The sequence below is a fragment of the Desulfitobacterium hafniense DCB-2 genome (assembly GCF_000021925.1).
GTDB classification, from domain to species: Bacteria; Bacillota; Desulfitobacteriia; order Desulfitobacteriales; family Desulfitobacteriaceae; genus Desulfitobacterium; species Desulfitobacterium hafniense.
The window spans coordinates 4,715,189-4,728,569 of sequence record NC_011830.1 but is presented as its reverse complement, the minus strand read 5'-3'; the positions used below and the strand labels follow the sequence as shown (position 1 = coordinate 4,728,569).

The 13,381-nt window shown below is 46.2% G+C and carries 10 protein-coding genes and 1 pseudogene; 8 read left to right on the top strand and 3 right to left on the bottom strand.

Annotation, left to right across the window (positions count from 1 at the left end; translation table 11 throughout):
• Nucleotides 1–164: 164 nt before the first annotated feature.
• A complete protein-coding gene (gene istA, locus DHAF_RS22290; protein ID WP_015945235.1) occupies nt 165–1,493 on the bottom strand; it encodes an IS21 family transposase in 1,329 nt (442 codons plus the stop codon).
• A gap of 110 nt (nt 1,494–1,603) precedes the next feature.
• Here istA and DHAF_RS22285 point away from each other — a divergent pair, with 110 nt between their 5' ends.
• The 8 genes and pseudogenes from DHAF_RS22285 to DHAF_RS22240 all read left to right on the top strand — a co-directional run bounded on the left by DHAF_RS22285 (nt 1,604) and on the right by DHAF_RS22240 (nt 9,473).
• On the top strand, nt 1,604–1,798 hold the full coding sequence (locus DHAF_RS22285) for a hypothetical protein (RefSeq protein WP_015945234.1): 195 nt from the start codon (nt 1,604–1,606) through the stop codon (nt 1,796–1,798).
• Between the two features lie 178 nt (nt 1,799–1,976).
• The gene (locus DHAF_RS22280; protein WP_015945233.1) at nt 1,977–2,399 is read left to right on the top strand and encodes a hypothetical protein; all 423 of its coding nucleotides are present in this window, start codon (nt 1,977–1,979) and stop codon (nt 2,397–2,399) included.
• A gap of 80 nt (nt 2,400–2,479) precedes the next feature.
• The gene (gene galE / locus DHAF_RS22275) at nt 2,480–3,472 is read left to right on the top strand and encodes a UDP-glucose 4-epimerase GalE (RefSeq protein ID WP_015945232.1); all 993 of its coding nucleotides are present in this window, start codon (nt 2,480–2,482) and stop codon (nt 3,470–3,472) included.
• 18 nt (nt 3,473–3,490) lie between these two features.
• Complete coding sequence (locus tag DHAF_RS22270; RefSeq protein ID WP_015945231.1) at nt 3,491–3,958, top strand: VanZ family protein; 468 nt, start codon at nt 3,491–3,493, stop codon at nt 3,956–3,958.
• A 3-nt stretch (nt 3,959–3,961) separates the two neighbouring features.
• Nucleotides 3,962–4,174 carry a hypothetical protein gene (locus DHAF_RS22265; protein WP_015945230.1) on the top strand — a complete coding sequence of 71 codons (213 nt, stop codon included), beginning with the start codon at nt 3,962–3,964 and terminating at the stop codon, nt 4,172–4,174.
• A gap of 179 nt (nt 4,175–4,353) precedes the next feature.
• Nucleotides 4,354–5,963, top strand: a pseudogene (locus DHAF_RS24805) (IS3 family transposase).
• Nucleotides 5,964–6,134: 171 nt separating this feature from the next.
• Entirely contained in the window at nt 6,135–7,331 is a 1,197-nt protein-coding gene (locus DHAF_RS22245) for an ATP-binding protein (protein WP_015945228.1), read from the top strand.
• 447 nt (nt 7,332–7,778) lie between these two features.
• Nucleotides 7,779–9,473, top strand: a complete 1,695-nt coding sequence (locus DHAF_RS22240) for an ATP-dependent nuclease (protein ID WP_015945227.1) — start codon at nt 7,779–7,781, stop codon at nt 9,471–9,473.
• A gap of 34 nt (nt 9,474–9,507) precedes the next feature.
• Here DHAF_RS22240 and DHAF_RS22235 read toward each other — a convergent pair whose 3' ends face one another.
• Nucleotides 9,508–9,837: a hypothetical protein gene (locus DHAF_RS22235; protein ID WP_015945226.1), complete on the bottom strand. Its 330-nt coding sequence runs from the start codon at nt 9,835–9,837 to the stop codon at nt 9,508–9,510.
• Nucleotides 9,838–10,408: 571 nt separating this feature from the next.
• Complete coding sequence (locus DHAF_RS22230; RefSeq protein ID WP_015945225.1) at nt 10,409–13,150, bottom strand: phosphodiester glycosidase family protein; 2,742 nt, start codon at nt 13,148–13,150, stop codon at nt 10,409–10,411.
• Nucleotides 13,151–13,381: the final 231 nt, after the last annotated feature.

The following is a 13,381-nucleotide window of genomic DNA, read 5'->3' as shown; positions in this document are numbered from 1 at the left end:
TCACTACAATTATACCAAGTAAATCTCTATTACTCAATAATAATCACGAATGTGCGGCACTACATTTCGGTTTTCGAATGGTAATTTTACTTATTTGTACATTTCAAACCCGCATGGGGAGCCATAATTACAATTTAACTGTAACAAATTTTAAGGCGTTACTGTCAAACTCGAGTTGGGCAGTGTTGCTGAAGACCTTCTTCTACTGCCGCTAGGACATCTTCAAAGCGAAATTCAAGATTTAGCAGCAATATCTTAGCGAATTCACGGTATCCTTCGGGATCTTTACTACAAAGCCTAACTCTAAGTTTTTGGTAGACTTCAGGAAGCTTTCTGACCACTAAAGCATTTTTTGCAGCGCGAGGTTTGGTTTTAATGATGGGCAAGTAATGCTCTAACTTCATCACTTTCTCGCCACGGCTGTAGGTGCGCTCATGGACCGTGACCAGCTTAGTGGAGTCATACACCTCAATCCGTTCAACAAACGCTTCTACTCTAAGATGGCGATTTCCGTATTCAACCGGCACAGAGTAATGGTTACGGTCCAGTTGAAAAAGAAGCAATCGACTTGAGGACACCATATGAGTTCGCGAGCACTTAAAAGGTACGGATGGAAGAGGTCTTAGACCTTCTCGTTCTTGCTCCCATTCCTTAATCCGGGCTTGTCGTTGTTTCTCACACCAACGAAGAAGCTGCTCATTGAGCTCATCAAGGGAACTGACGTGAGGAACTGGAACCATCGCGTTACGCCGCACAAACTTGACGAGATTTTCAACGGTCCCTTTTTCGTTTCCACTGGCTGGATTACAAAAATCACTGTCAAATAAGTAATGGGCTCTTAGGCTTGAAAAGACGGCATGTTCTTGGCGATGTGGACCCTTAAGGATCTTGGTTACAGCGGTTTTTGGATTGTCATAGACCAAGCTTGCTGGAACTCCTCCTAACCACTCGAAAGCTCTTTTATGCCCTTCAAGAAAGGCTTCCAATCTTTCCGTAGGGGAAGCCCAAACAAAAGGGACAAGGCTCGCTTTTAACCTCAGACAGAACAGGCATACTTCTGTATATTTACCGCCGATGTAGACTTTAGCTCTACCCCAATCGACCTGAGCTTGTTCACCCCAATCCGCAGTTAAAGGGATGAACATCTCAACATACTTTTTCTTTTCCTTTTGAACAAAGGTCCTAACAGTAGATTCTCCGCCTGTAAATCCATGTTCTTCTCTTAGGCGGTCATAAATCTTTCTTGCTGTATGTCTTTGTTTAGGTGGTGCGGATTCATCTTGCTTTAACCACTCACGAATAATCTCTTTATAGGGTTCTAGAACGGGTGAGGGCCTGTCCTTAGTAAGGTTATATTGAGGTATATTGGAATCTTTAAGGGCCTTTCGTATGGTTTGCCGGGCTAAATTCAGGTTGCGACTAATCTTCCGGATAGACCACCCTTCAACAAAGTGCTTTTTTCTGATATACTCTTTATCGACCATCTCTAACATGTCCTTTCCCCCTGTGCGATTGTTGTCTCAGCAACTCCAATCATACAGGATTAGGCTCTAGAGGTGGTCAACTTTTTGGTTAGCAAAGTGTATTTTGGTGGTCAATATTTATGTTAGCACTACTAGTACAAAAGCGCTACTCAAAGATGGCCCGTGAAGATGAGGAGTTTGTAAAATTGATTGACGATAGCTTGGTAGAAGACGGTGTGTACAAAGTTGAACGTCTTAATGATGAGGCGTTCCGGGAACTCATACGGAAACAGTTTCTGGATGTCGTTGGTATCAGCGACGAGGGGTTCCTATAATCTCCTGGAAACAACCGACACTTGTCAAGATGCCGGCTGATTTGACGTTTACCTTTGAAAATTTATATATGAAGATTTTCGAGATATAACCACTAATTTACTGAGGTCCTTGCCAAAGCATCCAAAATGAGTTACCCTAAAAAGGACTCGAAACCTAGAAAAGGATGTGAGCAACATTATGCTAAAAAAATTATCGATGGGCTTGATAATTCTTGCCTTGATTTTTGGGATTGGGGGATGTGGCGGCAAGACTAATGGTGAACAACCTCAGAATCCCTCCACTGGGCAGACCCAGCAAGAGGAACCTCTAAAACCCCAGTATTTGACACCTATTCCGGAAGGAACGCCTCTTGGTGAGTCCAACATGAAGCTGTCGGAACAGATTATGGGTCAAAAAGATGTGCTGGGCACTCAAATCTACGAACAAATGGAAACTGTCTTTGGGGATATTACGTTTAATGCCGGGGTGGACAAGGCTTATGCCAACCAGTTGATCAAAGAACTGTTGGCGCAGATGAAGACCAATTATCCGGGAAAACCCCTTACTGCTCAAGCCATCAGTGACGGCCAGGTCATAGATTCCGTCAATTTCAAACCCTGATAACAGCGTTCTAATTTTTGCACCAAAAATTACCCAGCCACTAATGTGGTTGGGTTTGACTATTTTTCCGAGGTGGGGCGATGAAAAAGATTTTAGTATCAGGCGGGGCAGGGTATATCGGCAGCCATACGGTTCAGGCTTTGGCTGAAGCCGGCTATGGGCCGGTGGTTCTGGACAGTTTAATCACCGGACACAGGAAAGCTGTAAGCGAGGATATTCCTTTTTATCATGGGGATATAGCCGACGAAGGGCTTGTCACAGACATCATAAACAAGGAAGAAGTCCGTGCAGTGATCCATTTTGCCGCCCGGAGCCTGGTGGGGGAATCGGTGCAAAAGCCGGATCTTTATTTTGAAGAAAATACGGCGAAGACCAATCGTTTTGTCAGCACCTTACTGCAAGGCGGCGTGAACACCATTGTTTTTTCCTCGACAGCCGCCGCTTATGGCAATCCTGAAGAAATTCCGATTCCGGAAGAGTCCCACCCAGAGCCGATTAACCCTTATGGGGCTTCAAAGCTGATGATAGAGCAGTCCTTTTATTGGTTGGAGCAGGCTTATGGTTTAAAGTGGATGGCTCTGCGCTATTTTAACGCGGCAGGAGCGGCCTGGGACGGCTCTCTGGGGGAGGCTCATACACCGGAGACCCATCTGATTCCCCTGGTCCTCAAAACGGCCCTGGGACAAAGAGAGGCCATCTCCATTTTTGGCACCGATTATAAGACTCCCGATGGAACTTGTATCCGGGATTACATCCATGTCCTGGATCTGGCGGAGGCTCATATCCGGGCTTTGGAAGCCCTGGAACAAGGGGTGCCCTGCGGTGCTTATAATGTGGGAACCGGAACAGGGTATTCCGTACGGGAAGTGCTCGCCATGGCCGGGAAGGTGACCGGCCTGGATATTCCCGTTCTGGAGGCTCCCCGCAGAGAGGGGGATCCGGATAGGTTGGTGGCCAAAGTCGAGAAGATCCAAAGAAGGTTAGGGTGGCAGGCTCGCTATAGTGATCTGGAGACCATTATCAAGACGGCCTGGCAGTGGCATCAAAAACATCCCCATGGCTATGGGGATTGATCTTGGAGATAGAATCAGATGCAGGATAAAGAAGGACAAAATAACTTAAGATTAATCCTTATCATCTCATGGGCGGTCGTCTTCCTTTGGATGGGTATCATCTTTTATCTGTCCGCTCAAGTGGCGGCTCAGTCCGATGAACTAAGCCAAGGGATCGCGGAAAGGCTGCTTAGTGCTGTCGCTAAGGCCTTTCCAGGGTTGAATGTGGATTACATCCAGTCAAATTTCATTGTCAGGAAATCTGCTCATTTCTTAACATATTTAGTTCTCAGTGTATTGACCATGAATGCCTTAAGAAGGAGCGGCATCAAAGGAATGCAGCAAATCGCCATTGCCATAGGGATCTGCGTTCTCTATGCAATTAGTGATGAGTTCCATCAGCTCTTTGTTCCGGGGCGCAGCGGTCAGCTTAAGGATGTGCTCCTCGATAGTGGGGGAGCTATTGTAGGTGCCGCTCTATATAGATTGTTCGGGAGGAGAGGATAAGCAGTGTTCTTCAACTGGGGTTTTATGAAAAAGACAGTGAAGGAATTAAGAAAAAATCAGTACCTCACAGCCAAGGATCTGGCCGATAAGCTCCATATTGATACTATCGATGTCCTCAACATGGACGATAAGAGGCTTAAAGATATTGAGGAGCCTCTTAAGTCGGAGATGATTCCCATCCTTAGAGGGGACTATATGGACAGGCTGCCCAATTAAGTTTTCTCACCATTTATAGGTGGAATAGGTTTGGATACCTGTCATATTGGTGCCGGCCACAGGGGCCAGTCTTTGAGCTGTGACAAGGATGCAGAATGATAACCCCCCTATGTTAGCATAGTTGTCATAGGCCTCCGAGAGAAGTATAGTGAGTTAAGAGAACTCGGAGGAGGAGAACAATGGCAAAGTATAGCGAGGAATTTAAGCATTCAATTATGTTAAAGATGATGCCACCACAGAATCAATCCGTCAGTGCAATTGCAAGGGAAACTGGTTTATCAGAAGCCACCCTGCATGTGTGGAGAAGACAAGCTAGAGCCAAGGGTATGGCTGTTCCCGGCGGGGAACAGGAAGTTGAGCGTTGGAGCACTCAAGATAAGTTCCTGATTGTCATGGAGACTGCTCTCCTTAGTGAAGTGGAAATGGCTGAGTACTGCCGGGGCAAAGGGCTATATGTTGAGCAGGTTCAAGCTTGGCGTGATGCCTGTATGCAGGCCAATGGAGGAGTTGCCCAAGAAGCGTCACGTCTTCAGAAAGATCTGCTCGAGAGAGAACGAGAGATTAAGAAATTGGAGCAGGAGCTTCGTCGTAAGGAATCAGCTCTTGCGGAGACTGCAGCCTTGTTAGTTCTAAGAAAAAAGGCAAATGCGATTTGGGGGGACAGCGAGGACGCTTGATCGGCGCCTCGGATTGCAAAAGGCCATCATGCTGATTAAAGAAGCCATTCAGGCCGGTGCCAGAGAAACGATGGCTTGCAATGAATTGGGGATAAGTCGACGCACTTTACAACGTTGGAGAAGTGAAACAACTCCTCTAGAAGATCAACGACCTTTTGTCAAGCGGCCTTCTCCGCGGAATAAACTAACTCAAGAAGAAACCCGAGAAATTGTCTCTGTTGTGAATCAACCGGAATATCAGAGTCTTCCACCCAGTCAGATTGTTCCAATGCTCGCAGATCAAGGAATCTACATAGCATCCGAATCAACATTCTACCGCATCTTAAGGCATCATAATCTCCAGCATCTTAAGGCATCATAATCTCCAGCATCATCGAGGTCATAGTAAAGTTCCAATCCGTAAGCCCATTTCAACTCATTGTGCCACTGGGCCGAATCAGGTCTGGATGTGGGATATAACATGGTTACCCGGTCCTGCTCGGGGCATTTACTTCTATCTCTATTTAATTCTGGATTTGTTTAGCCGCAAAATCGTTGCGTGGGATATCTGGTTGGAAGAATCCGCTGAAAACGCGAGTCAATTGGTGCGGCGTGCCGCCTTGTCAGAGCAATGTTCCGTGCCGTTAAAGCCGCTTATTCTCCATTCTGACAATGGGAGTCCAATGAAAGGAGCCTCCCTATTAGAGACCTTGTATCAACTTGGGATCACTCCCTCAAGGAGCCGTCCTCGGGTGAGTAATGATAATCCCTACGCAGAATCTATTTTCAAAACCTGCAAGTATCGGCCGAATTATCCTTCAGCAGGATTTGCTGATTTGACCCAGGCAAGAACATGGGTATTCGATTTTGTGCGGTGGTATAACCTCGAACATAGACATAGTGGTCTGAAGTTCTTAACACCGCATCAACGACACACTGGAATGGACCAAACTATTCTCGAAAGGCGACATAAACTCTATGAAGCAGCTAAGGCGGCCCATCCGGAGCGCTGGTCGCGTGATGTTCGCAATTGGAGTTTGAAGCAAGAGGTATGGCTCAATCCAGGAGTATTAAACCTGAAAATATTAAGGAGAAGAAATTCCCTTAACTTATATGTGAATCTTGGGGTTTAGCGACAACTATGTTGACAAACACCGGAAACGACTGAAGAGCGGGAAATCCTAAAAATGATGCATATCAATTGCAATAACATGGGTTCATAACTAAATATTTGAAGATATCGTTCAAAGATGTTATCCGTATTGATTTTTTTGTGTATAATATATGCAAAGGGAGGTGTTGGGATGATACCAAGAAACGAGTATTTGGAAAACCTGATCAGTTTCCGGGACAAACAGCTTATCAAAGTAGTGACAGGTATCCGCCGCTGCGGAAAGTCCACCCTGTTTGAGCTATATCAGGATTATTTACTGCAAAATGACGTGAAGCCGGAGCAGATCATCGCGTTCAACCTGGAAGATGGGGACTGGGCCGAGATTGAAAACAGCAAGGATTTGTATGAGCTTGTGAAGGCCAGATTGCTGCCCGACAGGATGAATTACGTCTTTTTGGATGAAGTGCAGCGCGTAACCGATTTTCAGAAGGCGGTTGACAGCTTGTTCATCAAGAAAAACTGCGACGTGTACATCACGGGGTCCAACGCCTATCTGCTGTCCGGGGAGCTTGCTACGCTATTGTCCGGGCGGTATGTGGAGATCAAGATGCTGCCCCTTTCTTTCAAGGAATATGTGTCGGCCTTTCCGCCTGACAGCAGCATAGACCGGCTGTATCAAGACTATATCCACAACAGCTCTTTTCCATATACATTGGAATTAAAGCGGCAGAAAGATATCCGGCAATACCTGGACGGGCTTTATGACTCCATCGTGCTGAAGGACATCGTGGCCCGCAGGCGGTTTCCCGACCTGGCCATGCTTCAGAGTGTCGTGCGTTTTTTGTTCGACAACATCGGCAATTTGTGTTCTACCAAAAAGATCGCCGATACCATGACCTCGGCGGGAAGAAAGATCACCGTGCATACGGTGGAAAGTTATCTGACGGCACTGACGGACAGCTTTATCTTTTACCGTGTGGGCCGGTATGATGTCAAGGGCAAGCAGTATCTGAAAACCGGAGATAAGTATTATGCTGCCGACATGGGCCTGCGGTACAACGCTCTCGGTACGAAGAAAGCCGATGCGGGGCATATCCTGGAAAACATCGTCTACTTGGAACTGTTGCGCCGTGGTTATGAGGTTCATATCGGCAAAGTGGGTGCTGCTGAAATTGACTTTATTGCCATTGGGCCAGAGGGAGAGGAATACTACCAGGTGGCCTATACGGTGATGGATGCTGACGGAAAGACCCTTCAGCGGGAGCTTGCGCCCCTTGATGCCATCAGCGACCACAACCCGAAGTTTCTGTTGACGATGGATCACGGTCCCTTGGTTTCCCACAACGGAATTAAGCAGCTTAACGCACTGGACTGGCTGTTGAAGTGAGCTTGCCGCCCTTAGTTTGCCCATCCAAAATCGGATTCGTGTCCGATTTTAGATGGGCAGATTTTTGTAAGTGGTCATTTTTTGGCAGTTGATTATTGAAGAGATATTAAATTATTCAAATATTTGGTGATTGTCAAGTGAGTCAGTATTGTGACTGCTTAAAACTTATGAATCCGACATAATATTACAAAAACCACGCGAAGGATGTGGTAATATCGTTTATAGTGGAAACTATATCTATTTGTGGACAAAGGTGGATTATGATAATAAGGTATAAACGGTGTTGTGTTCTTGGACAGGCTTGTGCCGTTTATCACTCTTTTCTGGAGAAAGGATTTTGGAAACTCTTTGATATTTTAAATATTTTTACAACAAAATCATTTGTCATATTGTTAAGATATAGCTAATTAGAGTTCGCTATCTGAGTTTGAGGGGGAGGGCATAAAAATGAGATTGTGTGAATTATTAATTAAAAATTTTTATTGTATCGACAGTGTGGGAATTAGAGTTAAAATTGACAATATTATTGTTTTAATTGGGCCTAACAATGTTGGAAAAACAACTGTTCTGAAAGCATATGAGTTGTTTACTAAATCTGGTGAACCACAGCCGATCGAGAGCTTCTATCAAAATAAAGAAGAAAATGCTATTGAAATAACGGGAATCTTTTCAGACATTAGTGATGAAGACAAGAAGCAAATAGGGGAGAAATGGCTATATACGGATTCTGAATATGGTGATGTTATAAAATATAAGTGGCGATGGAATAAAGTGAACGAAAAAGCAAAGAAACAATCATGGAATGAGGCAGAAAAGAAGTGGGAATCTGGAGGAATGGGTGGATGGGATTCTAAAATAGCTAGCTGTCTGCCAACTCCCTTAAAAATAAACCCTTTTGATGACGCTGCTTCATTAGAAAAGCAGATTGTGGATATTTTAACTACTGCGGTTAAAGAAAGCATCAAATCGGATAACTCGAAATTATCTGGGATGATTGATCAGATGAATACCTTAGCTAATGAAGTAAAATCAGAAATCAATGAAGAGTTAAGTAAAACGACAAGCAAACTTCAAGATAATATCGGGGATATTTTTCCTGAGCACAAAATTGATCTTATGCCACAAGCGGGAAAAATTGATGTTGATAAGATTTTGGCGTCAGGAACACATATTAGGGTTGCGGATTCTTTAGGTACTTTTTATCCGTTAATAAATCAGGGAAGTGGGCTGCAGCGTGCTTTTCTCTGGTCAGCTATCGAGGCATTAGCGGATACAGGAAACTATAAATCGGGAAAGAAAGTACTATCTAGTAATGAACCTAGAATTCTTCTTGTTGAGGAACCTGAATCCTTTCTTCATCCACCAGCTATTCGCGCTGCCAGAGAGGCCTTATATAAAATTGCAGATTTAGAGAATTGGCAAGTTATGATAACTACACATTCCCCCATATTTATAGATGTGTCAAAGCCCCATACAACTATTGTTAGAGTTGAAAAGCAGTGTGACTCTTCTACTAAAATCTTTTCCACTGATAAGGCAGATTTTGATGAAGACGAGAGAGAAAGATTACAGATGATAAGGAATTGCCATCCTACGATAAATGAATTCTTTTTTTCAGATAAAATTATATTAGTTGAAGGGGATACCGAGCAATCAACATTATCAGAACTCAAAGGTAATACAGATATAACAATTGTAAACTGTAGAGGAAAAGCAAATATCCCTATGTTTCAAAAGATTTTAAACCACTTTGGATTAAGCTATACTGTGGTGCATGATTTAGATTCTCCAAGGGTAAAAAGAAAAGAAAAATGGATCACAAATGCAATGTGGAGTATAAATAATAAAATTGTTGATGAGGCGAATAAAAAGGATGGCAATTTGGTTATTGTAAATGTCCCAGATTTTGAAGGACAATTTTTTGGCTATCTTCAAAAGGGAGATAAGCCTTATAATGCAGTTAAAGAACTGGCTAAACAGGAGAAAGAAGAAGTTAGAGCTGAACTAAATGAGATCTTAACTAACACGCTTGCAGGGGATTTTTCTAGAATCATTAATTTAAAAGAGCAATACAGAAAACTTGCACAAGAATATGCTGTAGTCCAATCTGACGAAAAAGAAGCATGGGAATTTGACGATTGAAGTTGCCAGGTAGTGCTACATACTCCCGAAAAAACTATTTTGCTGCTTTAATTACCTTTATCTCAACATTCTGATTTTCGACTTTTATACTTAATTTATCTACCTTGTCTTCAAGCGCGGATAGTTTTTCGTAGGTGAGGGTATATCCGTCGTATAAAGCTTTAAAATTAGTATCCATTTTGTCTTCAAGTCTAACGATGTCTTGTCTGGTAGCCATATTGGAGATGTCCTGTTTGGTAGCCATATTGGCGATGTCCCGCTTGGTAGCCATATTGGAGATATCCTGCTTAGTAGCCATATTCTGTTTGAGTTCCTGCATCTCTATATACATTTTTTCTAATAAATCGAACATCTTATCATCCATCTATATCCACCTCATCAAATTTATGTTATATACTGTATAACATAATAATATAACAAAGACTTATCTTGATGCAACAGGGTATTCGCAAGGAAGTTGGGAGAATGGGCAGGAATGGCCAATCTCTGGGTGGTACGCGATGCCTTTGAGCAAATGAAGGAGAGTTATTTTATTGATACACTCATCTATTAATGTATGTTAGATGATGGCCGCCTTTGCATCCTTCCTCAGTTTAAGACGGCACCTAGGCCGGAGGGAGAGGAATGCTACAAGGTGGCCTATACGGTGGTGGATGCTGACGGAAAGACGCTTCAGCGGGACTTGCGCCCCTTGATGCCATCAGCGACCACAACCCGAAGTTTCTGTTGACGATGGATCACAGTCCCCTGGTTTCCCACAACGGAATTAAGCAGCTTAACGCACTGGACTGGCTGTTGAAGTGAGGCAGATTATCATATAGACAGATGGCTCCGCAGACTCTCCCTTCGTCTATTTTAATATCTGATATTGTAATAAACGACTTCCGGGAAAGCTGTCAAATCGTTCAAGCATGCATCAGAGTCCTATGAAAAGCCTAGGGCTCGAACTCATAGGAAATGTCCTCTCCCAGCATCGTCACTTGCAGGGATTGGGCAACGCTGATATAGCGCACGCCGCGGTCAAGCTCGCTTTGATCCGCAGGACCAGGGAAAAGGACCCAAATGTTCTTGCCGGTTGCTTCCCGGCAATTGGCCAGCGTATCTTTCAGGAGCTGTGCTTCTTTGGCATTGATGAAATCGGCCGGGCTGAGGGACATGAGGAGAAAGACATTGGCGCTCTGGATTTCATCCAGGGCTGTGAACAGCCGGGTCCATTGCTGTGGGTCGCTTCTCCTCAGCCCGCCCTGGCTTACATCCAGCTGGAGGAAGGTGCTGTTTTGATAAGTAGAGGATTGATACCCTGAACCGGCGGCCAGTATAGGTGTTTGGGCATCCCCGGCTCCCACTTGGGTGATGGGAGCGGTGTAAACCCCCGGTGCATTGCCGCCGGTGAGCAAGGAAAACAGGAAATTGTCGGGACCGGAGGTGAAATCAGCCTGCCGGTTCGCTTCGTCTTTGGGAAGGGTATCTGCGGGAATGCTGCTCGGATCGATAGTCGGGCGCTTCTGGATCAGAGCCGACAAGTCGTCAAAATAGATCTTCCCCCAAGGGTTGGCGGGATCGGTGTTTTCTATGTAGAGTCTGGTGAGATAAGCGGGAGAGTCGATCCCGGATAAGGACGCTGTGCTCTCTTTCCAGCCGGTCCAATTGAGGTCGGAGGCGAATTCGACGGTGTGTTTCACATTGGCGGAGTCTATGACTTCTCCTTTGATGCGATTCGAGTTGGGGCTGATATTATAAAGCCACAGGGATAACCCGGTAGTGGCCGGATCAAGGGGGAGCCCCTGCTCGGCAAAGAGGACAGAGATCTGGTCCTCAGAGTTACCATATAAGAAATCATACACCAGCTGTCCGGAAGACTCCCCGGCGTAGAATTGATCAGCGTTGAGTTCGAAATAACCCTGGCCTGTTTGCGGGTCGGCTTGGAAGCGTGGCTCATCCGACCGGCCGGAGCTTTCGAAGGGATGCAGGAGCTCCATGGAATCCAAAGTAACGGCAACGGCGCTGTAGGCATAGGTGTCGCCGACGGCGGCCCGGATAGTGCCGGTACCGGTGGTGACGGGGGTGAAGACGCCGGCTTCGCAACTACCGATGTCGCCGTCAACGTTCCATTGAACATCCCGGCCTTCGATGACCGCGGCATAACCTTGGGGGTCGAGACCCTTTACCCGGATGGCTTTATTTTGGTACAAAGGAAGGTCGAATTTGGCCGGATTGAGGGTAAGCTGCACCGGGGCGCTTAAGACTTGGATGTCCAGCTCCGCCTCCAGTCCGTCGAGGGTGGCTGTTACTTTCCCTGGGCCTGGGGAAGCCGGATAGAGGATATTGTCCTGAAAGCTGCCGTCGATCCCGCTGACATCCCACTGAACTTCTCTTGGGTCGAGCTCCACCGGATTGGCATAGCGGTCGATGCCCTTAAGGGAAAAAGTTCTCGAAGTATCGGCAAATATGTTGGTGTCTTCAGTCTCAATGATCAGGCGGTCCAGCCGGCCGGCGGGGGCTGCGGAGAAAATCCCGATGCCTGATGCCACATTTCTTAGGATGCCTTCGGAAGGAAGGTTGACTACATCAGGGGAAAAGGCCCCGGGCTGTCGGGCGGCCATGGTGGTGGATGCGCCGCCGTCAAACATAATAGCCTGATACGCCCCTAATTCCAGCATCAGCTCGGCGGATTCCTGCTGGGTCAATCCGATGCTGTTATCCTGCCTTCCGTCAACTGTAACCAGGATGAGTTCGCTCCCATCTTCAGTACTCCCGGCCATGGTCCGGGGGTTCCGTTGATTAAAGCTGGCGGTGCTGTAAGAAAAAGTGGCGGGGATTTCTCCGTCTTGGATAAGAAGGGAGGTTCCGGTGGTGGACATCTTCAGGTCGTTCCAGTCCGGCGTGGAGGTGACTTGGAATTGGAGCTGTTCGCCCGGGGCGGCCTGTTCCAGAAGTTTGGCCGCCTGCTCGCCTCGGGAGACGACGACGAAACCTTCCTCGGGAATCTCGGCGGCAGGCTGTCCTTCCCGGATCTCCAGGATTGTGTTCCCGCTTACGACGATTTCAACCAGATCGGGGCAGTTTTCGGTGGCGCCGATAGCCACAGGTCCCCACTTGCGATCCAGGACCGTAAGGTCTTGGTAGTCCTGCCTGCTCGGCTGGTTGTACTGGGTAACGGCAAAGGCGGTATCGTTTCCGGTGATGAGGGTAAGGTCATTTTTCCAATAGTGAAAAAGCAGCTGATTGGCATAGTCAACGGAAAGGGAGGCCATTTCATTTTTGCTCCGGTTATACCAGGCGGAGGTGGACAAAAGATCGCCGGCCCGGACGGTGGGGCCGTCTGCATAGCCTTTGCCGGCGGTGAACGGATTAAAGAAACTGCTGTTGACAGCAGCCACAGCCCCTTCCTTTTCGGCCAGGGCGGAAATGCTGACCAGGTCATCGGTGATCGAGTCATTGCTTAGGGTGTCAATTTTCACATAAGGGTTAGTCATATCCACACGCAGCACATTGATATTCAACCAGCCGCCGGTGGTAAAACGGGATATGTTCTCCAGGGTTACGCCGTCCGTAACGGTTTGTTGGGAGTGATCCTGGTAGAGGACGGGCAATTGGGCCATTACCGTGTTGGGAAGCGCCGTCACACTTAAAAACGCAGCAAGAAACAGGGTCGGAATTTTTCTTAATCTCTTCATGATTCTCTCCTCAATAAAAGTGTTGATAAGACTTCAATCAGATTCCTGGGTTAAAAAGTGAACTCCATCAAAAGGGGCTGAATCTGAGAGTGTCTCTATTTATATAAGACGTAATCTCTTGTCCCATTCTAACATTAATAAATAGAAGAGGGTAGAACGAGCAAACTCCCGCCAAGACAAAAAAGAGGGCTGGTTCGCGTTTTTTGTCACTAAAAAAGTTTGCCTATCCCA

Excerpts from the sequence above, each read along its gene's own strand:
- DHAF_RS22270 (WP_015945231.1), top strand. The coding sequence starts at position 3,491 with ATGCAGGATAAAGAAGGACAAAATAACTTAAGATTAATCCTTATCATC.
- DHAF_RS22280 (WP_015945233.1), top strand. The coding sequence starts at position 1,977 with ATGCTAAAAAAATTATCGATGGGCTTGATAATTCTTGCCTTGATTTTT.
- DHAF_RS22245 (WP_015945228.1), top strand. The coding sequence starts at position 6,135 with ATGATACCAAGAAACGAGTATTTGGAAAACCTGATCAGTTTCCGGGAC.
- galE (WP_015945232.1), top strand. The coding sequence starts at position 2,480 with ATGAAAAAGATTTTAGTATCAGGCGGGGCAGGGTATATCGGCAGCCAT.
- istA (WP_015945235.1), bottom strand. The coding sequence starts at position 1,493 with ATGTTAGAGATGGTCGATAAAGAGTATATCAGAAAAAAGCACTTTGTT.
- DHAF_RS22240 (WP_015945227.1), top strand. The coding sequence starts at position 7,779 with ATGAGATTGTGTGAATTATTAATTAAAAATTTTTATTGTATCGACAGT.
- DHAF_RS22235 (WP_015945226.1), bottom strand. The coding sequence starts at position 9,837 with ATGGATGATAAGATGTTCGATTTATTAGAAAAAATGTATATAGAGATG.
- DHAF_RS22285 (WP_015945234.1), top strand. The coding sequence starts at position 1,604 with ATGTTAGCACTACTAGTACAAAAGCGCTACTCAAAGATGGCCCGTGAA.
- DHAF_RS22230 (WP_015945225.1), bottom strand. The coding sequence starts at position 13,150 with ATGAAGAGATTAAGAAAAATTCCGACCCTGTTTCTTGCTGCGTTTTTA.